The 24545-nt window shown below is 40.0% G+C and carries 21 protein-coding genes and 1 pseudogene; 8 read left to right on the forward strand and 14 right to left on the reverse strand.

Features of this window, described 5'->3' with window-relative positions; genetic code table 11:
• Nucleotides 1-4: 4 nt before the first annotated feature.
• The 7 genes from gcvPA to DMP02_RS01860 all read right to left on the reverse strand — a co-directional run bounded on the left by gcvPA (nt 5) and on the right by DMP02_RS01860 (nt 6586).
• Entirely contained in the window at nt 5-1369 is a 1365-nt protein-coding gene (gcvPA, locus tag DMP02_RS01830; protein WP_126322396.1) for an aminomethyl-transferring glycine dehydrogenase subunit GcvPA, read from the reverse strand.
• Between the two features lies 1 nt (nt 1370).
• Nucleotides 1371-1766 carry a glycine cleavage system protein GcvH gene (gcvH, locus tag DMP02_RS01835; protein WP_126322397.1) on the reverse strand — a complete coding sequence of 132 codons (396 nt, stop codon included), beginning with the start codon at nt 1764-1766 and terminating at the stop codon, nt 1371-1373.
• A 32-nt stretch (nt 1767-1798) separates the two neighbouring features.
• Complete coding sequence (gene gcvT / locus DMP02_RS01840; RefSeq protein ID WP_126322398.1) at nt 1799-2884, reverse strand: glycine cleavage system aminomethyltransferase GcvT; 1086 nt, start codon at nt 2882-2884, stop codon at nt 1799-1801.
• 141 nt (nt 2885-3025) lie between these two features.
• On the reverse strand, nt 3026-3964 hold the full coding sequence (locus DMP02_RS01845; protein WP_126322399.1) for a glycosyltransferase family 2 protein: 939 nt from the start codon (nt 3962-3964) through the stop codon (nt 3026-3028).
• A gap of 2 nt (nt 3965-3966) precedes the next feature.
• Nucleotides 3967-4854, reverse strand: a complete 888-nt coding sequence (locus tag DMP02_RS01850) for a glycosyltransferase family 2 protein (protein WP_126322400.1) — start codon at nt 4852-4854, stop codon at nt 3967-3969.
• Nucleotides 4855-4856: 2 nt separating this feature from the next.
• Nucleotides 4857-5723, reverse strand: a complete 867-nt coding sequence (locus DMP02_RS01855; protein WP_126322401.1) for a ParB/RepB/Spo0J family partition protein — start codon at nt 5721-5723, stop codon at nt 4857-4859.
• On the reverse strand, nt 5720-6586 hold the full coding sequence (locus DMP02_RS01860; RefSeq protein ID WP_126322402.1) for a ParA family protein: 867 nt from the start codon (nt 6584-6586) through the stop codon (nt 5720-5722). The genes DMP02_RS01855 and DMP02_RS01860 overlap by 4 nt, the downstream gene beginning before the upstream one ends.
• A 72-nt stretch (nt 6587-6658) precedes the next feature.
• On the opposite strand from DMP02_RS01860, the gene DMP02_RS01865 reads away from it, so the two are divergent.
• Genes DMP02_RS01865 through DMP02_RS01875 form a run of 3 tightly spaced genes read left to right on the forward strand, consistent with a single transcriptional unit; the run spans nt 6659 to nt 9198 of the window.
• Complete coding sequence (locus DMP02_RS01865) at nt 6659-7630, forward strand: metal ABC transporter solute-binding protein, Zn/Mn family (protein ID WP_232019589.1); 972 nt, start codon at nt 6659-6661, stop codon at nt 7628-7630.
• The gene (locus DMP02_RS01870; RefSeq protein WP_126322403.1) at nt 7611-8423 is read left to right on the forward strand and encodes a metal ABC transporter ATP-binding protein; all 813 of its coding nucleotides are present in this window, start codon (nt 7611-7613) and stop codon (nt 8421-8423) included. Before DMP02_RS01865 ends, DMP02_RS01870 begins: the two co-directional genes overlap by 20 nt.
• Complete coding sequence (locus tag DMP02_RS01875) at nt 8380-9198, forward strand: metal ABC transporter permease (protein WP_126322404.1); 819 nt, start codon at nt 8380-8382, stop codon at nt 9196-9198. Before DMP02_RS01870 ends, DMP02_RS01875 begins: the two co-directional genes overlap by 44 nt.
• Nucleotides 9199-9237: 39 nt before the next feature.
• On the opposite strand, the gene DMP02_RS01880 is transcribed toward DMP02_RS01875, so the two are convergent.
• From DMP02_RS01880 to DMP02_RS01890, 3 genes are all read right to left on the reverse strand, one after another.
• A complete protein-coding gene (locus DMP02_RS01880; protein WP_126322405.1) occupies nt 9238-9867 on the reverse strand; it encodes a hypothetical protein in 630 nt (209 codons plus the stop codon).
• 192 nt (nt 9868-10059) lie between these two features.
• The gene (locus DMP02_RS01885; RefSeq protein WP_126322406.1) at nt 10060-11151 is read right to left on the reverse strand and encodes a ribonucleotide-diphosphate reductase subunit beta; all 1092 of its coding nucleotides are present in this window, start codon (nt 11149-11151) and stop codon (nt 10060-10062) included.
• A 43-nt stretch (nt 11152-11194) separates the two neighbouring features.
• The gene (locus tag DMP02_RS01890; RefSeq protein WP_126323480.1) at nt 11195-14017 is read right to left on the reverse strand and encodes a ribonucleoside-diphosphate reductase subunit alpha; all 2823 of its coding nucleotides are present in this window, start codon (nt 14015-14017) and stop codon (nt 11195-11197) included.
• A gap of 758 nt (nt 14018-14775) precedes the next feature.
• On the opposite strand from DMP02_RS01890, the gene DMP02_RS01895 reads away from it, so the two are divergent.
• Together DMP02_RS01895 and DMP02_RS01900 are read left to right on the forward strand one after the other, a co-directional pair.
• Nucleotides 14776-16167 (forward strand): phosphomannomutase/phosphoglucomutase, encoded by a 1392-nt coding sequence (locus DMP02_RS01895; RefSeq protein WP_126322407.1) that lies wholly within the window; start codon nt 14776-14778, stop codon nt 16165-16167.
• A gap of 150 nt (nt 16168-16317) precedes the next feature.
• On the forward strand, nt 16318-17088 hold the full coding sequence (locus DMP02_RS01900) for an exodeoxyribonuclease III (protein ID WP_126322408.1): 771 nt from the start codon (nt 16318-16320) through the stop codon (nt 17086-17088).
• Here the strand turns inward: DMP02_RS01900 and DMP02_RS01905 are convergent.
• A complete protein-coding gene (locus tag DMP02_RS01905; RefSeq protein WP_126322409.1) occupies nt 17009-18415 on the reverse strand; it encodes an OTU domain-containing protein in 1407 nt (468 codons plus the stop codon). The genes DMP02_RS01900 and DMP02_RS01905 overlap by 80 nt on opposite strands.
• Nucleotides 18416-18474: 59 nt before the next feature.
• Nucleotides 18475-18980: pseudogene (locus DMP02_RS01910) on the reverse strand (CinA family protein).
• A 122-nt stretch (nt 18981-19102) separates the two neighbouring features.
• Here DMP02_RS01910 and infA point away from each other — a divergent pair.
• Nucleotides 19103-19354, forward strand: a complete 252-nt coding sequence (infA, locus tag DMP02_RS01915; protein WP_126322410.1) for a translation initiation factor IF-1 — start codon at nt 19103-19105, stop codon at nt 19352-19354.
• Here infA and clpA read toward each other — a convergent pair.
• Together clpA and icd are read right to left on the reverse strand one after the other, a co-directional pair.
• Entirely contained in the window at nt 19338-21653 is a 2316-nt protein-coding gene (clpA, locus tag DMP02_RS01920; protein ID WP_126322411.1) for an ATP-dependent Clp protease ATP-binding subunit ClpA, read from the reverse strand. The genes infA and clpA overlap by 17 nt on opposite strands.
• Nucleotides 21654-21919: 266 nt before the next feature.
• Entirely contained in the window at nt 21920-23206 is a 1287-nt protein-coding gene (icd, locus tag DMP02_RS01925) for an NADP-dependent isocitrate dehydrogenase (protein WP_126322412.1), read from the reverse strand.
• Nucleotides 23207-23323: 117 nt separating this feature from the next.
• Here icd and DMP02_RS01930 point away from each other — a divergent pair, with 117 nt between their 5' ends.
• Nucleotides 23324-23842, forward strand: a complete 519-nt coding sequence (locus tag DMP02_RS01930) for a hypothetical protein (RefSeq protein WP_126322413.1) — start codon at nt 23324-23326, stop codon at nt 23840-23842.
• Between the two features lie 67 nt (nt 23843-23909).
• A complete protein-coding gene (locus DMP02_RS01935) occupies nt 23910-24545 on the forward strand; it encodes a site-2 protease family protein (protein WP_126322414.1) in 636 nt (211 codons plus the stop codon).

Raw genomic sequence — 24545 nt, forward strand, 5'->3', positions numbered from 1 at the left:
ATTTTTATGAGTGTGAAGTTAATAGGTGCAAAAGCTGTTGCTGATAAAAATCAAGTTCAGCTTGGTTTTTTGTTTCAGTGACACAGACTAATAAAGTATTTCCTAATTCAGGATAGAGTGCAGACAAATCGAATCCACCTTGTATGCCAATTTTTGCCAAATCATTTAATAGGGTATTAACAGGTTTTGATAAACGAATGACAAATTCATGGAAAAAGGGTGAATGAAAAACCAATTCGACGCCAGCAATTTGTGTTAATTGTTTAGCTAGTTTTTGTGCATTGTGATGCGCGGTTTGCGCTACTGTTTTTAAGCCCCTAGCGCCTAATAAGCTCATATAAATGGTTGCTGCGGTAACCAGCAATCCTTGATTAGTGCAGATGTTAGAGGTGGCTTTTGCACGACGGATATGTTGTTCGCGTGCTTGTAAGGTCAGTGTAAATCCGGTCTTGCCCGTTTTGTCTACGGTACGTCCAACAATTCGACCTGGCATTTGTCTGACCCATTCTTTTTTACAGCACATAAAGCCAAAGTAGGGTCCTCCACCTGCCAGCGGTATGCCAAGCGGTTGACCTTCGCCACATACAATGTCAGCGCCTTTTTGTCCCCATTGTCCTGGTTCTTTGATTAATCCTAACGCGATAGGGTTTGTTACAGCAATAACAAGGCTATTATTTTCATGTGCCCAATCGGTTAATTGATCGACGGCTTCAAATGAGCCAAAAAAATTAGGATGTTGAATGACTAAGGCACAGATATCTTGCTGATTCCACGGTTCTAGGGCGGTTAAGGGTGTATTACCGTGATCACCGTAAGAAATTTCAATGAGTTCAATTTTTTGTTGTGTGACGATGGATTGTATCGTTTGACGATAAAAGGGGTGCAAGGTTTTAGTAATTAAAATGCGTGCTGATTTGCTTTGTTTATTAGCTCGAACCGCCATTAAAATAGCTTCGGCAAGTGCAGAAGCGCCGTCATAGAGTGATGCATTGGAATAATCCATGCCCGTCAAGCTGGTCATCATCGTTTGATATTCATAGATGAGTTGCAAGGTTCCTTGGCTTGCTTCTGCTTGATAGGGTGTATACGCCGTCATGAATTCGCCACGACTGGTCAGATCCCAAACCGCCGCAGGAATATGATGTTCATAAGCACCGGCACCGATAAAACAAAGCCCTTTTTTGTTTTCTTGGGCGCGTTCTTGTAGAAGACGCGCTGTTTCCATTTCATTTAATCCGGTAGGAATATGTTTGAGTTCAGTATTTTTTAGGTGTGTAGGAATTTCATCAAAAAGATCATCCGTGCTATGCACGCCGATAGTGGCTAGCATTTCTTGTACTTCGACGTCGGTATGAGGAATAAATGGCATATTAGTGCGTCTCAACAGAAATTTGTTCTTGGTAATTTTTTGCGCTTAAAAGCTTTTCTAATTCACTAGAGTCAGAAAATTTAATGCGAAATAACCAACCTTCACCATAAGGATCAGAATTAACCAAACCAGGGGTATCACTTAAGCGAGGATTTACTTCAATGATCTCACCGGAAAGTGGCGAATAAACATCGGCAGCGGCTTTTACTGATTCTAACACACAGATTTCTTCACCTTCTTTTGTTTGTTTCGCGAGGGCAGGTAATTCAACAAAGACAATGTCACCTAATAAGTCTTGTGCGTGATCGCTAATGCCAACACGGGCAATAATACTTTTGTCTTCTAACTGAATCCATTCGTGCGTGGCAGTATATTTCAAGTGTTCAGGTGTTTTCATAAATTTAAAGTCTCATTTATCAGTGAATTTTTTTATTCAAAGGCTTTTTTTCCTTTGCGTATAAAAGGCGGTTTAATAATTTTTGCCCGGTAGTTTTTATCACGGATCGTCACCTGGCAATAGTCACCACTCTCCAGCGGTAGTCGTGCCAGTGCAATAGAGCAGGCTAAGCTCGGTGAAAAGCTAGCACTGGTAATGTGCCCTTTATCGCCTTTTTCTGTGGTTAATATGCAATCTTTACGTAATATAGCGCGTTCTTCTAACACTAAACCAACTAATTCAGGTTGCAGTTGATCGCGTTGTTGTGTGAGTGCTTCGCGCCCTATAAAGTCACGATCGCTTGGCTCCCAGCCAATCGTCCAGGCTAGATTAGATTCGAGAGGTGTCGTACTGATATCCATATCAGAGCCATGCAGATTAAATCCCGCTTCTAAGCGCAAGGTATCACGTGCTCCGAGTCCACAGGCTGGAATATCTAACTCCAATAAACGTTGCCAAAAAGTTTCTGCTTCATGGTGTGGAAGCATCACTTCAAAACCATCTTCGCCAGTATAACCGGTTCTAGCCACACACCAGTTGTTTTGTTCTACGCAATGAAAAGGTTTTAGGTTTTCAATCAGTGTTTGTTGTGTTGCATTAAAAGCGGGTAAGGATTTTTGTCTGGCGTTCGGACCTTGAATAGCTAGGATGGAAAGGTCGTGTCGTTCCTCAATCAGCAGATCACTAAAGCGTTCGGCTTGTTTATTGAACCAATGAAGATCTTGCTCACGATTCCCTGCATTCACTACGATACGATAACGTTGCTCCGATAATTGATAAACGATTAAATCATCGAGAATGCCGGCTTCATCATTTAATAGGCAACTATAGAGCGCTTTGCCAGGCTTAAGTTTTTGTGGATTGTTGGCTAGTAAATAGCTGAGATACGCTAAGCTATTCTTACCTAAAATATCGATGGCCAACATATGGGAAACATCGAATAGTCCACTATCTTGCCGGACTGCATGGTGCTCTTGTATTTGTGAGCGATAATGCAGAGGCATCTCCCAACCTGCAAAATCGACAAGCTTGGCGCCAGCCATTTGGTGTTGTGTATAAAGGGCTGTTCTTTTTCCCATGGTCATTCCATTATTTTAATGTCATTGGTCCCGATTATAACGCGATTAAGTCGACGTTAGTATACTTCTTGAAACTCGGTCATTGCGAGCGCGAAGCGTGCGGCAATCCAGAAAGTATCGTAACCTGGATGGCCACGCTTACTACGTAAGCTCGCCATGACGTAATTTTTTTATTAATTTTACGAAACGAGATTTTAATAGTTTGAATTCATAGCGACGGAATACGTCCCATATTTTAGGATAATACCAACATTTTTTGATAATACTGCGAACCAGTTTTCTTGCTAAGTGCTTTTCTCCGATACGATAGTATTGTCCAGTCAGACTGGTGTAGTAATATAGCCAGAGTGCAGATTGTTGGCTTAGGAATTTATCATTCGTATATAAGAAATATTGCATCGCATTAATGACAGCAGGGATATCGATTGAACGGCTTAAACTAGTTTGTTGATGAATATGCACATTCAGTAAAACTTTTGGAATAGATGCATAAGCTACGCTCGCTTCTAGCATACGCAGCACCAGATCTAAATCCTCCGCAAAACTCATTTCGGGATTAAAGACACCGGCGCGCTTAAAGCAAAGACGATGATAGACGAGTCCAACATAATCCATCTTAGTAATGAAGAGTAAGTTTTTTTCTTGATTTAAATGCCATAGCTTGGTTTTTATAGCATGTTTCTCGCTTTTTAATTTATTTGAGGTAAATACATTAGCAATACCAACCCGAATAAAACCAATAAAAGGTTGTTGTTTCTTTTCGAAAAAATAAAAGATTTCCCGTAAAAACTCAGGCAAATATTCATCATCATCGTCTAAAAAACAGATATATTCTCCTTTAGCGAGTGCGATACCGGTGTTTCTCGCCATAGAGACACCTTGATTATGTGTTTGTCGAATAGTCGTTATTCTGCTGTCGGTAAATTCGGCGACAACCTGCGGTGTATTATCTGTTGAGCAGTCATCAATAATAATCAGTTCAAAATTTGTAAAGCTTTGTGCTAAGACACTGCGTATAGCACGGGGTAAAAACTGACTACGGTTATAGGTGGTTAAGATAATAGAGAATAAAGGTTGCATCGTTAGGTCTTTAATAAGTTGGATTTTAACGATTTGAGTTCCAGTCTAAGCGATAACTCCCAGATTCTAGGATAGTACCAACATTTTTTAATGATCAGGCAAACTAATTTCCTCGCTTGTTGCTTTTTGCCCACACGATAATAGTCGCTGACTAGATTCGTATGCCAACGTAACCACAGGGGTAAGTTTTGATTTAGAAATGCGGCATGAGCAACTAAAAGATATTCCGAGTTCGCTATTCTATCAGCCAGTGTGATTGAACGGCTTAAACTAGGCTGTTCATGTATATGTATTTTGATTAAAACCTTGGGAATTGCTGCATAATCTAAACCGGTAGCTAGCATGCGGTAAACAATATCCATATCTTCTCTAAGATGTAGTGTTGGATTAAATAATCCCACACGTTCAAAACAGGTATGGTGGATAGTGATTCCAGAGAAAAGAATCTCTAAGAGAAACAATAGGTTTTTCTTGTTATCTAAATTAAAAAGTTCCGTTTGGATTGTTTTTTCTTCATGGATTTTGGCTATTCCTGTCCAAATCAAACCGATAAAAGCCTGGCTTTTCTTTTTTAAAAATTGACTGACTTCTTGTAAAAACGTCGGTAAATATTCATCATCATCATCTAAAAAACACAAATATTCGCCTTTGGCTTGTTTTATGCCGGTATTTCTAGCCGTAGAAACGCCCTGGTTATGATCTTGTTGAATATAAGTCATTCTATTGTCGGTGAATTCGTAGACCACTTGTCGTGTATTATCGGTCGAATGATCATCGACAATGATCAGCTCAAAATTGCTAAAGCTTTGTTGTAGAACACTGCGTAGGGCGCGTGGCAAGAGTTGACTACGGTTATACGTAGTCAGGATGATAGAAAATAAAGGAACCATTATTAATTGATGTGGGCGAGAATCCCATCGAGTTCTTCTAGGCTGTTATAGTGAATAATCAGTTGCCCTTTACCTTGTAAGCCTTGCTTAAAGAATACTTTGGCGCCTAATTTATCCGATAGATTGCGTTCTAATAACGCGACATCAGCATTTATTTTGAGTGGGATCTCGTGAGTTTGCTCCAGGAAGGATCCATTTTGTACCCATCGTTCAGTTTCACGCACCGAGAGTTTATTTTTGACTACTTTTTCAGCCGCTTGCGTTTGCAGTGCCGGATCTAAGCTCAATAAGGCTCGAGCATGACCCATTTCAAGCTGCCCTTGTTGCAATAATAGTTTGACCGCAGGCGCTAAACTTAATAAACGTAGTAAATTAGTGATAGCGGTACGCGAACGGCCTAGTGTTTCCGCAACCTGTTGGTGTGTCATGCTAAATTCGTTAATCAGCCGTTGTATGCCTTCTGCTTCTTCCAATGGATTTAAATCTTGGCGTTGAATATTTTCGATTAAAGAGATGGCTAGCGCCGTCTCATCAGAAATCGTTTTAATTAAAACCGGTACTTCAGTGAGTTGTGCGAGTTGCGCGGCACGCCAACGACGTTCGCCCGCGATGATTTCATAACGATCTTTTTCAATAGCACGTATGACAATCGGGTTAATAATGCCTTGTGTACGAATCGAATTAGAAAGTTCTTCCAATGCCTCTTTTGCAAATTCCCGTCGTGGTTGATAACGTCCCGCTTGCAGCTTTTCGATGGCTAAGTAACGTAATTCTTCTTTTGCCACGGTGCTGGTTTGCACTAAATCGTCAAATGGCTGACTGCTTAATAGCATGTCCAGATTTCGGCCTAAACGTGATTTTTTCATCATACTACCTGTTCAACAGACGGAGATTTTTCGTGCTTGGAACGTTTTTTTAATAGCGTATTGGGGGTCGTTAAAGGTGCTGATTCTACGAAAGTGCTTGCATCCTGTCCATCACGCACTAAGATTTCTTTGGCTAAGCTGATATAGGCTTGGCTGCCGCTGGAATGAGGATCGTAGAGCAAAGCCGGTTGACCATGGCTAGGGGCTTCGGCCAAGCGGATATTGCGCGGAATAGTGGTTGTGTACAATTTATCTTTAAAGTGTATGAATAATTCTTCGGCCACTTGTTTGGCTAAGCTATTACGGCTATCAAATAAGGTACGTAATATGCCATGAATTTGTAAAGCGGGATTGACGGTGGTGCGTATGCTTTGTAGTGTATTCATTAAACTGCTGAGACCTTCTAATGCAAAATATTCGCACTGTACGGGTATGATCACAGAATTGGCAGCAACTAAGGCATTGACGGTCAATATGTTTAATGAGGGCGGGCAGTCTAATAGAATATAATCGTAAGATGCGATTAAAGGGGCAAGTATTTTTTTAAGTGTATATTCGCGTTGTTCTTTTTGTAATAACTGAATTTCAGTCTGTGTGAGATCGCCCGAACCAGGAATGAGGGTGTAATGCGCCGGTGTTTCTATCAGACTTTCTTCGACGGGGACTTCATCCAGAAGTACCTGCGCAATGTTAGCGGTGGTCGCTTCTTTTTGAAAAAGGCTGCCGGTCGTTGCATTGGCTTGTGGATCCAAATCGATTAATAGGGTTTTTTGTTTTAGTAAGGCCATGGACGCAGCCAAGTTGATACAACTTGTGGTTTTACCTACGCCGCCTTTTTGATTCACAATAGCAATAATTTTGCCCATAAGGTCTCATCACTCAGTCTTGACATGTTTGGTATAGTATAACGATTCGTTAGAGTTCTGCATAACCAAGTCATGAAGCTTTTAACACACCGTCTATTATTTTTGTTATTGCGAGCGCGGCAAGCGCGCGGCAATCCGGAGATTTGCCCTGGATGGCCACGCTTACTTCGTAAGCTCGCCATGACAGCTATTTTGTTTTTGTTAGGGATTCTCTTCTATCAAAGCAGTATAGCGGCGCCTATTCATATTGTTGCCGCAGAAAATTTTTATGCGTCAGTGGCTAAAGAAATAGGTGGATCCTATGTTTCTGTAGAAAGTATCATGAGCCAACCCGATCAAGATCCACACTTATTTAATGTCACGCCCCGTATTGCTAAAAGTTTGGGCCGGGCTGATCTCGTTGTGTTCAATGGCTTAGGTTATGATGCGTGGATGCAGGGTTTATTAAGTGTTGCCGCCGTTGCAGTGCAGGCCAAAATTTGCGTTGGACAATTAGTGAATAAAAAAGAAGGAGACAACCCCCATATTTGGTACGATCCGGCGACAATGCCTCTGTATGCAAAAGCACTGCTTGATTTTTTAGTTCAAAAAGATCCGGTACACCAAGTGGCTTATCAAGCGAATTACCAAGCCTTTATTAAACGCTATCAACGATTAAGCGATTTAATTCAGCAGCTAAAATCACAATCGCAACAGGTTAAGGTGATTGCGACAGAGCCGGTGTTTGGTTATATGGCCAACGCCTTAGGTTTTGATATGCAAGGCATGGCTTTTCAAACGAGTATGATGAACGGTGTTGATCCGAGTCCGCAACAGGTGTTGGAGTTTCAAAATGCCCTACAAACTCGTCGTGTTAAGGTTTTATTCTATAATAAGCAAGTCAGCAGTCCTTTAATTCAACAATTATTAAAGGTTGCAAAGAGAAATGCTATTCCTGTCATTGGTATAACCGAGACACAGCCGGCGAATACCACGTATAGTGGTTGGATGTCGGATCAATTACATCAATTGGCTAAGGCGCTACATGAACACGCTAGCATTTAAACAACTCGGTCTTGCCTATGGAAAGCGTTCTATTTTTAGTGATTTCACCGCAACGATTAAGCAGGGTGAATTTATTGCTATTTTGGGCGCAAACGGGGCAGGGAAGAGTACCTTGCTACGTTCAATATTGGGTTTAGTGCCTATCAAGCAAGGACAGATATCTGTTTTTCAGCAACCGGTTCAGAAGGGTTCGGCGTTGATTGGCTATATGCCACAAGTAAGACAGAATTTAGTCAATCGTTCTTTGAGTGCAAAGACATGGTTAGCCGCTAATTTGAATGGATTTAAATGGGGTTTGCCGATTTTAAGTCAACAGCAAAAACACGAATTATCTCGTGTTGTTCACTTAGTGCAGGCAGAAAAACTCATGCATCGATCCTATGCGCTTTTATCCGGTGGAGAGCGCCAACGATTATTATTAGCACAGGCGTTGCTGAATAAGCCTAAAATTTTACTACTTGATGAACCCTTAATGAATCTTGATCCTTATTATCAAGAAAATTTAGTGGCCTTAATTAACACCATTCGTGTGGAATTGGGTATCACGGTATTATTTACCTCGCACGATATTAATCCGCTCTTAAATTGTGTTGATAGGGTACTTTATTTGGCTAAAGGGAAAGCGGCTATTGGTTTAGTAAATGAAATTATAACCAGCGAAAAGCTAAGTGAACTTTACGATAAAGAAATCCATGTGATTCGCTATGAACAACAACTTTTTGTGATAAATAAAGATACAGGATACCATCATGTCAGTCACTGCAGGCCCGATCTTGATCATTTCTCTGTTTGAATATGATTTTCTGCGTAATGCACTCTTAGCGGGCACAGTAGCCGCTATTCTTGCCGGTGTGGTGGGTTATTTTATGGTTATCCGCCGGCTTGCCTTTGCCGGTCATGCCTTGGGACACATTGGTTTTGCGGGTGCAACCGGTGCTGGTTTGCTGGGCTTAAGTCCGTTAACAGGGCAATTGTTATTAACGGTATTAGCAGCAGTAGGGATGGGCGGTCTAGGTCACCGGATTGCTAAAAGCGATGTGGCTATCGGTATTATTTTAGCGTTTGCATTAGGATTAGGGGTTTTATTTTTACACTTCTATATGAATTATGCCGCGCAGGCAATGACGATTTTATTTGGGAATCTATTGGGTGTTTCAGCACATTTAATAAAAATAATGGCTTGTTGTTGTATGGTGAGTTTGATTGCATTGAGTGTGATGGCAAGACCCTTGTTGTTTTCAAGTTTGGAACCTGAGTTAGCCGAAGCAAAAGGCGTATCGCTGTCATGCATTTCTATTTTGTTTATGATCATTGCAGCCATTGCAGTGACGATAGCAAGTCAAGTGGTGGGGATACTGCTTGTATTTACTTTATTGATAGGTCCTGCTGCTGCCGCTTTGAATTGGACACATGGATTTGCCAGTGGTTTATTGCTAACCGTTTTTTTAGGTATTTTAAGTGTATGGTTGGGTATTGTTTTAGCCTTTATAAGCGATTGGCCGATTCCTTTTTGGATTAGTACGCTAACAGCCGTTATTTATTTTTTAAGTGTTATAAAGAAAAGTTGAAATAAGGGAAAAGTTATAAAAACTTTTCCCTTGGGTGGATTAGGGTCTAAAAGTAGGCCGATTGGCGTTTTCTTCCTGTGCTTCAGGAGCATTTTGTGGCGTAATGTCGGTAATTTTTATTTTACCTTCATCTGCTAGAGAATTTATTATTTTATTAAACTTGTTGAATTGTTCCAGATTGTCGAGGGATAGCACCATGACCGTTAAAGGAAAAGGTTTATTAGCAAGTAAAGGTTTAAGCTCCTCAGGCAGTTCTTCTGCATTCTTATATGTCTTTGTTTGGGGATCTTTTCCAGTGATTTCTCGATAAGCATTCACTAACTTACTCAATGTGTCCTGTTGTTGAGCTTTATCGCCGTTTAATTCTAAGAGCATGGGGCAATTATTATCGTCGTCAACTATTATAGAGGAGTAGATTTTTTCAGGATTTCGCTCACTTTCGAAGGAGATCTTCCAATCTCTTTCATCAAATGTAGTAAGCTTAGTGATTAAACTATCTATCTCGCATAAGTCACCTTCTTCCTTGGTCAGTTGTTTTTGATTCAAGAGCTCTTGTTTCACTGCTTCAAGTCTCATTTCTTCAAGCTCACGTACATCTTTTTTTAACAAAAAAGCTAATTTTTCAATTTCTTTTGGGCTTAACATTTCTTTACTCGTTTCTGTTGGCATGATATTTTTTTTCTCCAATCAGCAAAATTAATTAGTATGAAAATTATACCAGATAAAGATTAAAAGGTTAAGAGATCGTACTGCATCCGCAGTATACTTACTATTTCTTAACTATGTTTGTGATTCGCGATTGAATACTCGTCCTAAGCAGCCTTTAGGACGAGTATAATGATGGGCTGACATATTTCTAGATTAATCCCAATTTAAGCTTCCACCGGTTTGATATTCGGTGACGCGTGTTTCAAAGAAATTCTTTTCTTTTTTAAGATCAATAATTTCACTCATCCATGGTAGTGGATTAGTAATGCCAGGATATTGTTCAGGTAAACCAATCTGCGCTAAGCGCCGATTACCGATAAATCGTAAATAATCCCACATCATGTTGGCATTTAATCCAAGAATGCCGCGCGGCATGGTATCTAAAGCGTATTGGTATTCGAGTTCTACACCTTCTTTAACCAGATTAATAACATATTGTTTAAATTCAGGGGTCCATAGATGTGGATTTTCCAGTTTAATTTGGTTAATGACGTCGATACCAAAATTAAGGTGCATGGATTCATCACGTAAAATGTATTGGAACTGTTCCGCAGTACCCGTCATTTTATTACGCCGTCCCATGCTTAGGATTTGTGAAAAACCGACATAGAAAAAAATGCCTTCAAAGACAACGTAAAAAGCAATCAGATCACGAAGTAAACGTTGATCGTTTTCAGGTGTGCCGGTACGGAAATGTGGATCGCCTAGACTTTGTGTAAATGGTAAGGCCCATTCTGCTTTTTTGGCAACGGTGGGTAGTTCACGATACATGTTAAAGAGGCGTGCTTCATCCATGCCCAAGCTTTCAATCACATATTGATAAGCATGTGTATGTAGGGCTTCTTCAAAAGCTTGACGTAGTAAATATTGACGACATTCTGGGTTAGTAATATGGCGGTAAACAGCTAAAACAAGATTATTGGCAACTAAAGAATCAGCGGTTGAAAAAAAACCGAGACTTCGCTCAATGATCATCCGTTCATCTTCTGTCAGACTATTGGGTGAGCGCCATAAAGCGATATCTGCCGACATATTAATTTCTTGTGGCATCCAATGGTTAGCACAAGCGGCTAAATATTTTTCCCAAGCCCATTTATATTTAAAGGGGACAAGTTGGTTAAGATCGGCACGACAGTTGATGATTTTTTTATCATCAACTTGTATGCGTGCGGCACCCATTTCAATGGTTTCTAAGCCAGTGAAACCAGCTGTTTCACTGCTCGTTGAAAGGATAGGATTCGTCATTCACAATTCTCCAAAATTAAAAAAGCCGTGTTGTTTATAATAATTATTGACATGATTCGCAGTCCGGATCGAGTATCGAGCAACTAGGCCCAGATAGGGGTTCAGCAAGTGATTGCACCGCATTTAAATGTCCTCTTTCTAATGTTGCTTTCTCCATATGGGTCGCGCCTAATGTGCGCAAGTAATAGCTGGTTTTTAATCCTTTGAGCCAGATTAATTTATATAATTCATCGAGTTTCTTCCCAGATGGTTCGGCCATGTACAGATTTAAGGATTGGCTTTGATCAATCCATTTTTGTCGTCTAGAGCCTGCTTCAACTAACCAATGTACGGGCACTTCGAATGCAGTCGCATAAAGTTGTTTTAATGTATCGGGAATACGGTCAATTTTTTGTAAGCTACCATCGTAGTATTTGATGTCATTCAGCATCACTGCATCCCAAAGCCCAAGTGATTTTAAGTCTTTAATTAAATAAGGATTAATAACAGTAAACTCACCCGACATATTCGATTTCACGAAGATGTTTTGGTATGTTGGTTCTATGGATTGAGAAACACCACAGATGTTTGAAATAGTGGCTGTTGGGGCGATCGCCATACAATTTGAATTGCGCATTCCGTTTTGCATGACTTTTTGTCGTAAAGGTGCCCAATCTAAGGTGCTTGTTTGATTTTGATTAAACCATTCACCACGGGTTTCTTGTAAGCGTGTTATGGAATCTATGGGTAAGATACCCTGACTCCATAATGAACCAGGAAAACTTTCATAGCTGCCGCGTTCTTTTGCTAAATCACTGGAGGCTTCAATGGCATAGTAGCTGATCATTTCCATGGAGTAATCTGCGAATGCAATGGCTTTTTCTGAAGCATAAGGTACGCGCAATTGGTAAAGCGCATCTTGAAACCCCATGAGACCTAAGCCAATAGGGCGATGTTTTAAATTGGAGCGCCGCGCTTGAGGTACCGTGTAATAATTGATATCGATAACATTATCCAGCATACGAATCGCCGTGCGAATGGTTGCACGTAATTTGTTTTGATCGAGCTCACCGGCGTCGTTGAGATGTTGCGGTAGGTTGATGCTACCTAAATTACAGACAGCGATTTCATCCACAGAGGTATTGAGTGTAATTTCAGTACATAAATTGGAACTATGAATGATTCCCACATGTTGTTGTGGTGAGCGTAGATTACAGGGATCTTTGAACGTAATCCAAGGATGGCCTGTTTCAAATAATAAGCTTAGCATTTTACGCCATAAATTAATCGCGGATAACTTTTTAAAGTTTTTGATTTCACCGCGTGCAGCCTTGGCTTCATAGGCTGCATATCTCTCTTCAAAGGCTAAGCCATACAGATCATGTAGATCAGGAGTTTCATCCGGTGAAAATAATGTCCAATCTTCTTCTTGCATAACTCGTTTCATGAATAAATCAGGCACCCAATTTGCGGTATTCATATCATGTGTGCGGCGTCTGTCGTCACCGGTGTTTTTTCTTAATTCTAAAAACTCTTCTACATCTAAGTGCCAGGTTTCTAAATAAGCACATACGGCGCCTTTACGTTTTCCACCTTGATTAACCGCAACAGCCGATGCATTAGCGACATTTAAGAAAGGTACAACACCTAAGGATTTTCCATTGGTGCCTTTGATACGTGCACCCATCGCTCTAACAGACGTCCAATCGTTACCTAGACCGCCGGCAAATTTTGAGAGTAAGGCATTATCTTTTATGGCGCTATAGATTTGATCCAGATCGTCTGCGACGGTGGTTAAAAAGCAACTGGAGAGTTGTGGGCGTAAGGTGCCTGAATTGAATAGTGTCGGTGTAGAGGCCATATAATCGAAAGAAGAAAGTAATTTGTAAAACTCAATGGCACGTTCTTCTTTGTTGGTTTCTTTGATGGCCAAACCCATGGCAACGCGCATAAAAAATGCTTGGGGTAATTCAAAGCGGATCTCATTGGCATGTAAAAAGTAACGATCGTAGAGAGTTTGCAAGCCTAGATAGGTAAATTGCTCATCGCGTTGAGGGAGTAGTGCAGCGGTCAGTTTTTGTATATCATAGGTTTTTAGCTCAGGGTCTAATAATTCAAGTGCAATACCTTGTTCAAGATAATGTTGGAAGTAATGACGGTATAAGTCGTGTAGTGTGTCGGAGCCAATCTTTCTTTCTATACCCAGAAAACTTAAGGCCTCCGCATAAAGTGTTCGTAATAAGAATCGTGCCGTTGCATAGGTGTAGTTGGGATCTTGTTCTACTAATGAGCGCGCGCTCATGATCAGGGCTTTATCAATCTCAGCCAAAGGCATACCGTCGTATAAATTACGCAAGGTTTCTTGCAAAATCAGACCCGGATTGAGTTCTGTTAAACCGTGACACGTTTCTATAATGAGCTTGCTAAGCTGTTCCATGTTTAAGGGGCGTTTGCTTCCATCGCTTAATGTAATTTGCAATTGAATGTCAGGCTGAGAAGCGGTGTGTTCACGCATTTTTCGGCGCTCTTCGCGATAAAGAACGTAAGCTCTAGCGACTTGATGTGCTTCGGCGCGCATTAAAACGAGTTCTACTTGATCTTGTATGGTTTCAATAGGCAGTGTGCCGCCTTGTGGTAATCGTCCTTGTAGTATCTGAGTGATTTGCCCGGTCAGTTGCGTGACACGCTCATGAATACGGCTTGACGTAGCGGCTTGTCCACCTTCTACCGCAAGAAACGCCTTGCTAATGGCAACTCTGATTTTATTAGGATCATAGCTAACTGGTTTTCCATTACGTTTGATAACTTGTAAACCGTTTACGGGTATGCGCTCGGGTTCTTTATCGATACAAGGTGTTATCGATTCATTTAAATCGTTTACGAGCATGTGCTCCGGTTTTTTATCGATACAGGGTGTTATCGATTTATTTGCATTAGGCAAAATAGTAGAAGTCATTGAGGCTCCTTATTACTAAGGGTAAATAGTTTGCTAATGATTCAATAGACCGCTTGCCTAACCTACTTAATAAGCCTGATTTCATCGTTAAATGATACGTTACGGTGCTTATTTACGCAGGTAAACTCTGGTCCTCGCTTGCCTTGCACTCAAGCCTATTATTTGCTTAGGCAAGCGGTCTATTCACTTTACGCAGCCACCTAAGGTGTGTCGTCATTTAGCACGACGATGGTCACAAAGCGAGCGTTTTATGTGTTTCGTCACTCATATACTTTAAATATGCTTCGTTACGATACTTGTAAACACTCGTTTTCTGCCTCATCCTCCCGTAAATGATGATACACCTTTAAACTGACAGGGTTGATGAGACTCGTCGACTCTGTCAGTTTTTGTATGTCCTAAGTAAGGTGAATTAATTAGAGTAACACAATATCATGTGGTATCTGTCTTGTGCAACCACTATATGCAGTGAAAAAGTTTTTAATAAGCTGTGAATAAGCTGGGAGAATCATGTTAGTATATTGCCCCTTATTGTAATGGCGTTTCATTATAAATTTTTTTTGATTGTGTGAATGAATAGAAGTTTAATTTTCAAAAATAAAATAAGCGATTGGATTGAATTAAGTAAATAACGTTGAGCTTAAGGTTAATTGTTCGGAAATATCGGAAGTAATAGGGGTAAAATTGTTATGTCAGTCGTGCCATTAAAAAATATTTCAGAAAGTATTTTTCGTGCTTATGATATTCGGGGTATTGTGGATGAAGCTATAACACCCGAGGTTATTTTACTATTGGGTAGAGCCATTGGAAGTGCAGCACAAGAACAAGGTGAAAAAACTATTATTACTGCACGTGACGGGCGTTTGTCTGGACCTGTTTTAATTAAAGCACTTCACCAGGGATTACGAGAAAGTGGATGCAATGTTATCCATATTGGCCAAGTACCTAGTCCGGTACTTTATTTTGCGACCCGTACGTTAAGTACACATTCGGGCGTGATGTTAACGGCTAGCCATAATCCTGCAAATTATAATGGTCTAAAAATTGTTTTAGCAGGGAAAAGTTTGTCTGAAGAAACCATTGCGGCACTTTATACAAGAATTCAAAACGGATCCTTTAAGTCAGGCAGTGGTGGATATAAAGAGATTAGTATTCTTGAAGATTATATGAATCGCATTGTTGGCGATATTAAGCTAAAGCGATCGTTACGCGTGGTGGTCGATTGTGGAAGTGGTATTGCCGGCGTGGTCGCACCTGAATTACTGCGTCGATTGGGTTGCGAAGTGATTGAGTTGTTTTGTGAAGTGGATGGACGTTTTCCTCATCATCATCCTGATCCCAGTGTGCCAGAAAATTTGACTGATTTAATCCAAGCGGTTGCGCAGCATAAGGCTGATTTGGGTTTGGCATTGGATGGTGATGGCGATAGATTAGGTGTTGTTACCAATAAAGGCGAAATTATTTGGCCAGATAGGCAATTAATGCTGTATGCCAGTGATGTTTTATCACGTAATCCCGGTGCACTGATTATTTATGATATTAAATCAACACGAAATTTAGTCGATGTCATTAAACAACAGGGTGGGCGCTCTTTAATGTGGAAGACGGGCCATTCTATTGTTAAAGCTAAATTAGAAGAAAGCGGTGCTTTATTAGCAGGTGAGATGAGTGGGCATATCTTTTTTAAAGAGCGTTGGTATGGGTTTGATGATGGTCTTTATACAGCTGCGCGTTTATTGGAGATTATAGCGAAAGGGAATCAAAGCAGTAGTGAAGTATTTGTGGCACTGCCTAATAGCATCAATACACCGGAATTAAAATTAGCGATTACTGAAGATAAAAAATTTGCGTTTATGCAAGCGTTTCAAAAAGAAGTTGAATTTCCTAATGCGTCAATGAGTAAAATTGATGGTGTACGTGCCGAATTTAGTGATGGTTGGGGTTTAGTCAGGGCTTCCAATACCAGCCCTTATTTAATACTTCGATTCGAAGCGGATAGCAAAGAAGCATTGCAGCGTATTCAAGCGTTGTTTGCAGAGGCTTTATTAGCGCGCGATCCCACGTTTAAATTACCTTTTTAATCTTAGAAAATGTTTTAAATTGTGCTAGGATGAGCCAAAAATCGCTGTTTATTGAGTATCGTAACGCAGCATACATAAAGTATGTGAGTAACGAAACGCAGATAAACAGATGATTTTCGGCCAGCATCGTGCAATTAAAGACATTTTCTCATGCGTGTTATTACTTTAAATTTAAATGGTATTCGTTCTGCCGCAAAAAAAGGATTTTTTGATTGGATGCAAACACAAAAAGCAGATGTGATTTGTTTACAAGAAACAAGAGCGCAAGAACATCAAGCCAGAGAAGCTGTTCAGCTACCGGGTTACTATGCTTATTTTTTTGATGCAGAAAAAAAAGGCTATAGCGGTGTTGCGATTTATAGCCGTAAGAAACCTGATAAAGTAATAACAGGCTTAGGTTGGGACTTAGCGGATAAAGAAGGGCGATATATTCAACTCGATTTTCCTCATTTAAGTGTCGCATCACTGTATATGCCCTCAGGTACCAGCGGAGAGATTCGCCAAGCGATGAAATTTCAGTTTCTGAGTGCATATGAAAAAATTTTAAAAAAACAAAGAAAACAAAAGCGTGAATATATTATCTGTGGGGATTGGAATATTGCACATAAGACGATTGATTTAAAGAATTGGCGTGCGAATCAAAAACATTCTGGTTTTTTACCTGAAGAACGTGCGTGGCTTGATCAGGTGTTGGGTCCCTTGGGTTATGTGGATGCTTTTCGTGAGTTAAATCAATTACCTGATCAATATACGTGGTGGTCAAATCGTGGACGTGCTTGGGAAAAAAATGTCGGATGGCGCATCGATTATCAAATCGTGAGTCCTGGGTTGAAAAATAAGATTAAGACTGTACAGATATACAAGGAGCAACGCTTCTCAGATCATGCGCCGTTACAGATTGATTATGATCTGCCATATTAGGCTTATTGGTTGGAATAGGAGTCATGTGTGTTTTTAAGGTAGCATGGTTTCTTGATAGGAAATCAACAATTTCAGCGTTTTGTAGAATAGCTGCCATAGCATCTTCCTCAGAATTATCCATAATTAATGGAGTTTTTAACAGTGATTTTTCAAAATCACGTAAGCGTAATTTATTTAACTGTTTATCCAATTGATCGCTAGTACCGCATTTTTCACGCCATGAATTGATGATTTGGGTACTATCTTGTGCTACCGTTTTTGCTTGTTCCTTTGCCTTTTTAAGCTCTTCGGTTTGATTAGGTGCGGCGTTAAAAATATCTTTGAGTGTTACAAGGAAATCAAAAACTTGCTTTAACCTGCTAGCAAGGCTATCTAAAGTAGTTTTAGCAAAAGCAAATGGTTTTTGTTTATCGCTTTTTACTGTTTGCATTAGCTCACCATTTAAATGCAGTAATTCTCTAGAAGTACGTCGAGTTCTTTCTGATGGATTTTTTTTGTCTTTTATATCAAATGATTTTTGTTTATCGTTTTTTACTGGGGGTGTTAATTTTTTATTTGAATGCAATAATTCTCGAGCAATACGTGGTTGTTTAGTTATAGAAGGTAAAATAGTGGTTAATCCAAGTTTTTTCTTACTGGAAATCAGCCAGTGCCAATGTCCATTCTCAAACAGTAATGTAACAACAGGCATTTTTTTTAACGGGGGAGTTTTCTCTGGTAAACTTTGTGCTAGAGATTCATGATGGTAATATTGGTCTGTATTAGGGTTTTTGCTTATTAATTTAAGTTGAACACCAAAATGTTTTGCTAGAGGGCTGAGGATTTCTTGGCCTATCCATTCACCAGTTTTAAAGAGTTGTATATCCTCTTTAAATAAATTTTCTTGTATGCCTAGTTGCCTTGCACAAATTTCTTTATAGCTTTTAACACCTATATACCTTAGTCCTTGACCCAAGATTAAGTTAATAGCAGCAAGATCTTCACGAGTTAGTAGATGTTCAATCAAGGAATTTTTGAATTTAGAAAAAGTTAGATTGGATTGACAGATAAGTCGTATGAATTTATAAAGTTGTGTTTCTAGTTCATGTTTAAATTCGGATATATTATTTGATGCTAAATATAAAAATGCTACAACAATGTTTCTAAATTCATCAAATTTTTCTTTTTCTAAGATTAATTCATTGCTAATGGTGCTATCAATAAGACCACAGGCAAAGGCATATAAGCCACAATTACCATCACCAAAGGGAGAAATTGGCCAATAAGTTTCTCCTTTATAGTTGAAAGGCTGAGTTTTTTTATAATGATGGGTGTCAGCAAAAGCCATAGAGGAATATCACCAAAATAGTAATAATAAATAAAATGTAGCAGTCATTTTTGCGGGATTCAAGTTTTCAAATTTTTTTGAATAAAAATGATTAATTTTTTTAACGAAAATTCTACCGCAGCGTAGCGTATGATTAATCGATCGCCCTCAAAATGTTGCTCGCAACTTTCACTCATAGCGTTTTTGTAGGCCCAAGCGAAGCATACGCTACCCACTGGATTTTTTTTGTTCCGCCATCAGGGCCTGCGATCCCTGTAATAGCTAAGCTGATATCAGCCGGGCTTTTTTTTAAAACACCTTTAGCCATTTCTTCGGCCGTTTCTTGACTGACAGCGCCGTAATGATTCAGTATTTTTTCTGAGACGCCGAGTAACTCTTGCTTGGATAGATTGGAGTAGCTAATAAAACCACGCTCAAACCATGCCGAAGAACCGGGTATGGCAGTAATGGTTTGTGCAAGTTGACCGCCGGTACAGGATTCAGCGGTTGCCAACTTAAGATGGTGTTGCTTGAGAAGCTTGCCCAATTGTTCAGACAAGGCATGCACTTGGGAAGTAGGGGGCATGGGGATCTCCTTATATAGATAACAGGTAGGAAGATGAACAATGAAAATTTTATTGTAAGTCAGCTTCTTTTACGGCAACATAGCGGCTTGCTTGTTGCTTATAGAATTATTTTAGGTTAATTATGGCTAAAGAAGATCAAATTGTGATGGAAGGTACGGTGATTGAGACCTTACCCAATACCTTGTTTCGAGTACAATTGGAAAATGGACATGTTATAAATGCCCATATTTCAGGGCGTATGCGTAAAAGTTATATCCGAGTTTTAACGGGAGATAAGGTCAAGGTAGAGATGACACCTTATGACCTTAGCAAAGGGCGTATTATATTTCGAGGCAAAGGGTCTGATATGGATAAATCTAAGCCTGTCCAATAGGTGCTTGGGATAATTGTTGTGGTGGTAGAGCCACCGCTATTACGCCTTTTTCATGAATGATCAATTGTAAATCATCATTTGAACTGGTTAAGATGAGTTGCCCACCGTGAACTAAACGACCAAACAGTAATTCATCAGCAATCGGTTTTTTAATTTTTTCTTGTATTAAGCGTGCCATGGGCCGTGCGCCCATTGCTTTATCATAACCATTTTTGGCAAGCCAGATTCGTGCGGCTTTGTCTACGCATAGGCGTACATGTTTTTTTTCTAGCTGTGCTTCTAATTCTGATAAGTATTTATCAACTACCTGGGAGACGATTTCAGGACTTAGATAATTAAAATAGATGGTCGCATCTAAACGATTACGAAACTCAGGGGAGAATACACGTTTTATTGCCTCTGGATTTTCGCCCGCTTGGCTTGATTCGGCAGCAAATCCAATGGTTTGTCGACTCCAGTGTTCAGCACCCGCATTACTTGTCATGACTAATACCACGTGACTGAAATCTGTTTTTCTGCCATTCGTGTCTGTTAAGCTGCCGTGATCCATGACTTGTAATAATAAGTTAAAAATATCGGGATGCGCTTTTTCAATTTCATCTAATAATAAAACAGCATGCGGATGTTTAGTCACGGCTTCGGTTAATAATCCACCTTGGTCGTAACCCACATAACCAGGAGGTGCACCGATTAAGCGAGAGACACTATGTCGTTCCATATATTCTGACATATCAAAGCGGAGTAATTCTATACCCATCAGTTCGGCTAATTGACGCGTGATCTCGGTTTTACCAACACCTGTAGGACCGGCAAATAGAAAGGACGCGATGGTTTTGTTGGTTTCTCTTAAACCCGAGCGTGTCAATTTCATGGCAGCACAGAGATTTTCTATCGCCAATGATTGACCAAAGACACGATGCTTTAATTTTTCCTCTAAGTGGCGTAAGCGATTTTTATCAGAAGCTGATACATTTCGCGTAGGGATACGAACCATTTTGGCTACAATGGCTTCAATTTCATGAATGCCAATAAAAGGTTTCTTTTTATGTGCAGGTCGTAAAGCTTGATAAGCACCTGCTTCGTCTACGATATCAATCGCTTTGTCGGGTAAGAAACGATCAGGTAAGTAACGTGCAGCAAGTTCTACGCTGGCACGTAAGGCATTCATACGGTATTTAACTTGATGGTGAGCTTCTAGTCGTTCACGTAAACCACGTAAAATAGCGAGCGTTTCTTCTACATTAGGTTCTGGCACATCTATTTTTTGGAATCGTCTTGCTAAAGCGCGATCTTTCTCAAAAATGCTGCGGTATTCTTGATAAGTGGTTGCCCCGATACATTTTAGTTCGCCGGTTGTTAGCAAAGGTTTAATTAAATTAGAAGCATCCATGACACCACCGGATGCGGCACCAGCACCAATGACGACATGAATTTCATCAATGAATAATACGGATTGGGGTTCTTGTTTCAGTTGTGCAAGCAACGCTTTAAATCGTTTTTCAAAGTCACCGCGATATTTAGTGCCCGCTAATAAACTACCTAAATCAAGTGAATAAATAGTACTATGTGCAAGCACCGCAGGGACTTCTTTTTTAACAATGGCTTGAGCAAGTCCTTCAACAATCGCTGTTTTACCTACTCCTGCCTCGCCTACTAATAAAGGATTGTTTTTTCGTCGTCGGCAAAGAATTTGAATAACGCGTGCTAATTCCTCTTTTCGGCCAATAAGCGGATCAATTTTTCCCTGTCGTGCTTTACTGTTGAGATTAATAGCATAGAGCTCTAATGGACTGTTTCCAGGTCCCTCGATAGTGACTTCTTCTTCAGTTACAAACTGGCTTAGTTTAGCATCCGTGTTTTCTTGCAATTTAGGAAGGCCTTGCGAGATATAATTAGATAAATCGGATCGGGTTACGTTTTCACGGCGTAAGAAGTAAATCGCTTGACTATCTTGTTCGCCAAAGATAGCAGCGAGTATGTTAACACCGTTTACTTCTGTTTTTCCGCTGGATTGAACTTGAAAAATGGCGCGCTGTAATACACGTTGAAAACCTAGCGTAGGTTGTATATCTAGATTAGCATCGGTAGCAGGAAATAAAGGCGTTGTCGCCGCAATAAAATTATTTAATTCATTTTTAAGCCGATTTAAATTAGCGCCACACGCTTTAAGTGCCGCGGTAGCAGATGGCTCTTCTAATAGTGCGAGTAATAGGTGTTCAACGGTCAAATATTCATAACGCTTTTCGCGCGCTTGCTTAAATATAGAATTTAAGCTCATTTCAAGTTCTTTGCTAAACATGGTGCCCTCCTTCTCTCAAACAGGTAAAAAGATCCGTGTTTTCTCGTATAGAAACGATTTCCACTGTTATTTATCAGTTAGGTAGTCCATGTTAAAAAAATAATATTCCCTTTGTTTTTAGCCTAGCCGAAATTTAGGGATTTGCGAGTTTTGCTGTTTTAAAATAGAGCAGTTTTGTAAACCCCATCACGGGGCTATTAGGAAGGCACTTTTGAAGAGACGGATAGGCCTCTTCAAAAGTGTAATGGGCATTTTAATGTTTATACTTAGCTAAGGCTAGCAAACGAATGCTTAGAAGACATATGTTTGATCATAGATTGACCAAAAACAGAACAGCTAACTTCTTGAGCATCTTTCATGAGACGTGCAAAGTCATACGTCACCGTTTTCGCTTGAATAGCACCTTCCATGCCCGTAATAATTAAATCAGCGGCTTCGTTCCATCCTATATGTCGTAGCATCATTTCAGCGGAAAGGATAAGTGAGCCTGGATTGACTTTATTTTGACCGGCATATTTAGGGGCCGTGCCGTGGGTTGCTTCAAACATCGCTACTTTATCGCTGAGATTGGCACCTGGGGCAATGCCGATGCCACCTACTTGTGCGGCTAAGGCATCCGAGATGTAGTCACCATTGAGGTTAAGTGTAGCAATGACGCTATATTCATCAGGACGTAATAAGATTTGTTGTAAAAAAGCATCAGCAATAAAGTCTTTGATGATAATATTTTGACCCGTTAGTGGGTTTTTTAAGCGCATCCAAGGTCCGCCATCCAAGAGTTCGGCAGCAAACTGTTCTTTGGCCACGGCATAACCCCAGTCTTTAAAGGCACCCTCAGTAAATTTCATAATATTACCTTTATGTACCAAGCACACAGAGGGTAGATTATGCTGAATAGCGTATTGAATGGCGCGTTTTACTAAACGTTGTGTACCTTCTCTAGAGACTGGCTTAACACCAATGCCACAGTGTTCAGGGAAACGAATTTTTTTTACATTCATTTCGTTTCGTAAAAATTGAATGATTTTCTTAGCCTCTGGGCTATCGGCTTCCCATTCTATGCCCGCATAAATGTCTTCAGAGTTTTCACGAAAAATAACCATGTTGTTTTTTTCAGGTTCGCGCATGGGGCTAGGAACGCCCTTAAAGTAACGAACCGGACGTAGACAAACATACAGGTCGAGCTGTTGACGTAAAGCAACATTGAGAGAGCGAATACCGCCGCCTACCGGGGTTGTTAGGGGGCCTTTAATCGAGACAACATATTCTTGAAGCGCGCTTAATGTTTCTTCGGGCAGCCAACTATCTTTTCCATAAACGCGAGTGGATTTTTCTCCGGCATAAACTTCCATCCATGCAATGCGACGTTCATCGCCATAGGCTTTTTCTACGGCAGCATCGACCACGTTTTTCATGACAGGGGTAATATCAATGCCGATTCCGTCGCCCTCAATAAAAGGAATGATGGGTTGGTCAGGGACATTAAGGGAAAAATCGGAATTAACGCTAATTTTTTCTCCCTGATTCGGGATTTTAATGTGTTGGTATGCCATGGAGAATGCTCGGTTAGTTGTTGAAATAAGAGTCAATAATAAATCTTGCGTGTTATTTTACAGGATTTTGTGGAAGGGGGCGAGTTTAGATATTGAAGTAGAAGATCACGGCTATCCATGTTTAAGGAAATATTAATATTTAAAACCTATACTTCGAGCAAGAAGTATCAAATAAATCCAATAATAAAAATGCTAACTAACAATCGTTCTAAGCAGCTAGAAATTTTATCAACTAAGCTAGATGCTTGTGATTTAAAGCAACTTGAAGAAGATTCACCTATTATACAAAATGAACAAATCAATGATTTTATGCTTAACTTGAAGGAACCAAAGGGCTTAGTGATACTTTTAACTGCCTTTTCCGGAAGGCGTGGCTTACAAGAAAAGTTAATACTAATTTTGGATGAAAAAAAGTTACTTACAGGGCTTGTTAAAGGCCATAAAGGACAGATTATAGAGTTGTTAGAGGATCCCATTATTCAGGAAATAGTCGAAAAAAAAACCCAAGGCGGCGTATTTCGCACAAGGATTTTTTGTGATTTTCTTACGTCTTTACGGTCTAGTCCTTATAACCGTTTGATAGATAATGATTCACACGCTTCTAGCCTACAAACCCCTTCAAAAGGTTTTATGTAAATATTTTGTTTTAATTTAAAGTTTCCCCTTATTCTCGTATATACTTTAAGTTTTCGAGTGCAAAATAATGGGTGATTTTTCTTTAGGGCAAAAAATAATTCTTTGGGTTATCCCACTCATTTTTGCTATTACGGTGCATGAAACGGCACATGGTTGGATTGCCTCTAAATGTGGTGATCCTACCGCAAAACTATTAGGCCGTTTGACATTAAACCCCATCAAACACATTGATCCTATCGGTACCATTGTTGTACCTGCTATTCTTTTCTTTTTAGGTGGTTTTATTTTTGGCTGGGCTAAGCCAGTTCCTATCACCTGGCGAAATTTAAAGAACCCTCGCCGTGATATGGCCCTCGTTGCGGCGGCAGGCCCCTTAGCTAACTTAGGCATGGCTTTTCTTTGGGTAGCGGTGGCTAAACTAGGCATAGGCTTGCATAGTGCCCCCTTTGCTTATATGGGCCAAATTGGTATATCGATCAATTTGGTATTAATGCTTTTGAATTTAATTCCTATTCCTCCGCTGGATGGAAGTCGGGTGGTGGCCAGTTTATTATCTCCGGCAATGGCCTATCGTTTTAACCAACTTGAAGTGTATGGTTTTTTGATTTTGGTATTATTATTGGCCAGTGGGCTGCTAGCACGGCTATTAGGTCCTATTCTTCAAGGGTTATTATCGGTTTTTTTTAGGATTTTTGGTCTTTAA

This window comes from Candidatus Rickettsiella viridis (assembly GCF_003966755.1).
Classification (GTDB): domain Bacteria; phylum Pseudomonadota; class Gammaproteobacteria; order Diplorickettsiales; family Diplorickettsiaceae; genus Rickettsiella_B; species Rickettsiella_B viridis.

Coding starts and splice junctions, on each gene's coding strand:
- gcvPA (WP_126322396.1), bottom strand. CDS start 1,369: ATGCCATTTATTCCTCATACCGACGTCGAAGTACAAGAAATGCTAGCC.
- gcvH (WP_126322397.1), bottom strand. CDS start 1,766: ATGAAAACACCTGAACACTTGAAATATACTGCCACGCACGAATGGATT.
- gcvT (WP_126322398.1), bottom strand. CDS start 2,884: ATGGGAAAAAGAACAGCCCTTTATACACAACACCAAATGGCTGGCGCC.
- DMP02_RS01845 (WP_126322399.1), bottom strand. CDS start 3,964: ATGCAACCTTTATTCTCTATTATCTTAACCACCTATAACCGTAGTCAG.
- DMP02_RS01850 (WP_126322400.1), bottom strand. CDS start 4,854: ATGGTTCCTTTATTTTCTATCATCCTGACTACGTATAACCGTAGTCAA.
- DMP02_RS01855 (WP_126322401.1), bottom strand. CDS start 5,723: ATGATGAAAAAATCACGTTTAGGCCGAAATCTGGACATGCTATTAAGC.
- DMP02_RS01860 (WP_126322402.1), bottom strand. CDS start 6,586: ATGGGCAAAATTATTGCTATTGTGAATCAAAAAGGCGGCGTAGGTAAA.
- DMP02_RS01865 (WP_232019589.1), top strand. CDS start 6,659: ATGAAGCTTTTAACACACCGTCTATTATTTTTGTTATTGCGAGCGCGG.
- DMP02_RS01870 (WP_126322403.1), top strand. CDS start 7,611: ATGAACACGCTAGCATTTAAACAACTCGGTCTTGCCTATGGAAAGCGT.
- DMP02_RS01875 (WP_126322404.1), top strand. CDS start 8,380: ATGTCAGTCACTGCAGGCCCGATCTTGATCATTTCTCTGTTTGAATAT.
- DMP02_RS01880 (WP_126322405.1), bottom strand. CDS start 9,867: ATGCCAACAGAAACGAGTAAAGAAATGTTAAGCCCAAAAGAAATTGAA.
- DMP02_RS01885 (WP_126322406.1), bottom strand. CDS start 11,151: ATGACGAATCCTATCCTTTCAACGAGCAGTGAAACAGCTGGTTTCACT.
- DMP02_RS01890 (WP_126323480.1), bottom strand. CDS start 14,017: ATGCTCGTAAACGATTTAAATGAATCGATAACACCTTGTATCGATAAA.
- DMP02_RS01895 (WP_126322407.1), top strand. CDS start 14,776: ATGTCAGTCGTGCCATTAAAAAATATTTCAGAAAGTATTTTTCGTGCT.
- DMP02_RS01900 (WP_126322408.1), top strand. CDS start 16,318: ATGCGTGTTATTACTTTAAATTTAAATGGTATTCGTTCTGCCGCAAAA.
- DMP02_RS01905 (WP_126322409.1), bottom strand. CDS start 18,415: ATGGCTTTTGCTGACACCCATCATTATAAAAAAACTCAGCCTTTCAAC.
- infA (WP_126322410.1), top strand. CDS start 19,103: ATGGCTAAAGAAGATCAAATTGTGATGGAAGGTACGGTGATTGAGACC.
- clpA (WP_126322411.1), bottom strand. CDS start 21,653: ATGTTTAGCAAAGAACTTGAAATGAGCTTAAATTCTATATTTAAGCAA.
- icd (WP_126322412.1), bottom strand. CDS start 23,206: ATGGCATACCAACACATTAAAATCCCGAATCAGGGAGAAAAAATTAGC.
- DMP02_RS01930 (WP_126322413.1), top strand. CDS start 23,324: ATGTTTAAGGAAATATTAATATTTAAAACCTATACTTCGAGCAAGAAG.
- DMP02_RS01935 (WP_126322414.1), top strand. CDS start 23,910: ATGGGTGATTTTTCTTTAGGGCAAAAAATAATTCTTTGGGTTATCCCA.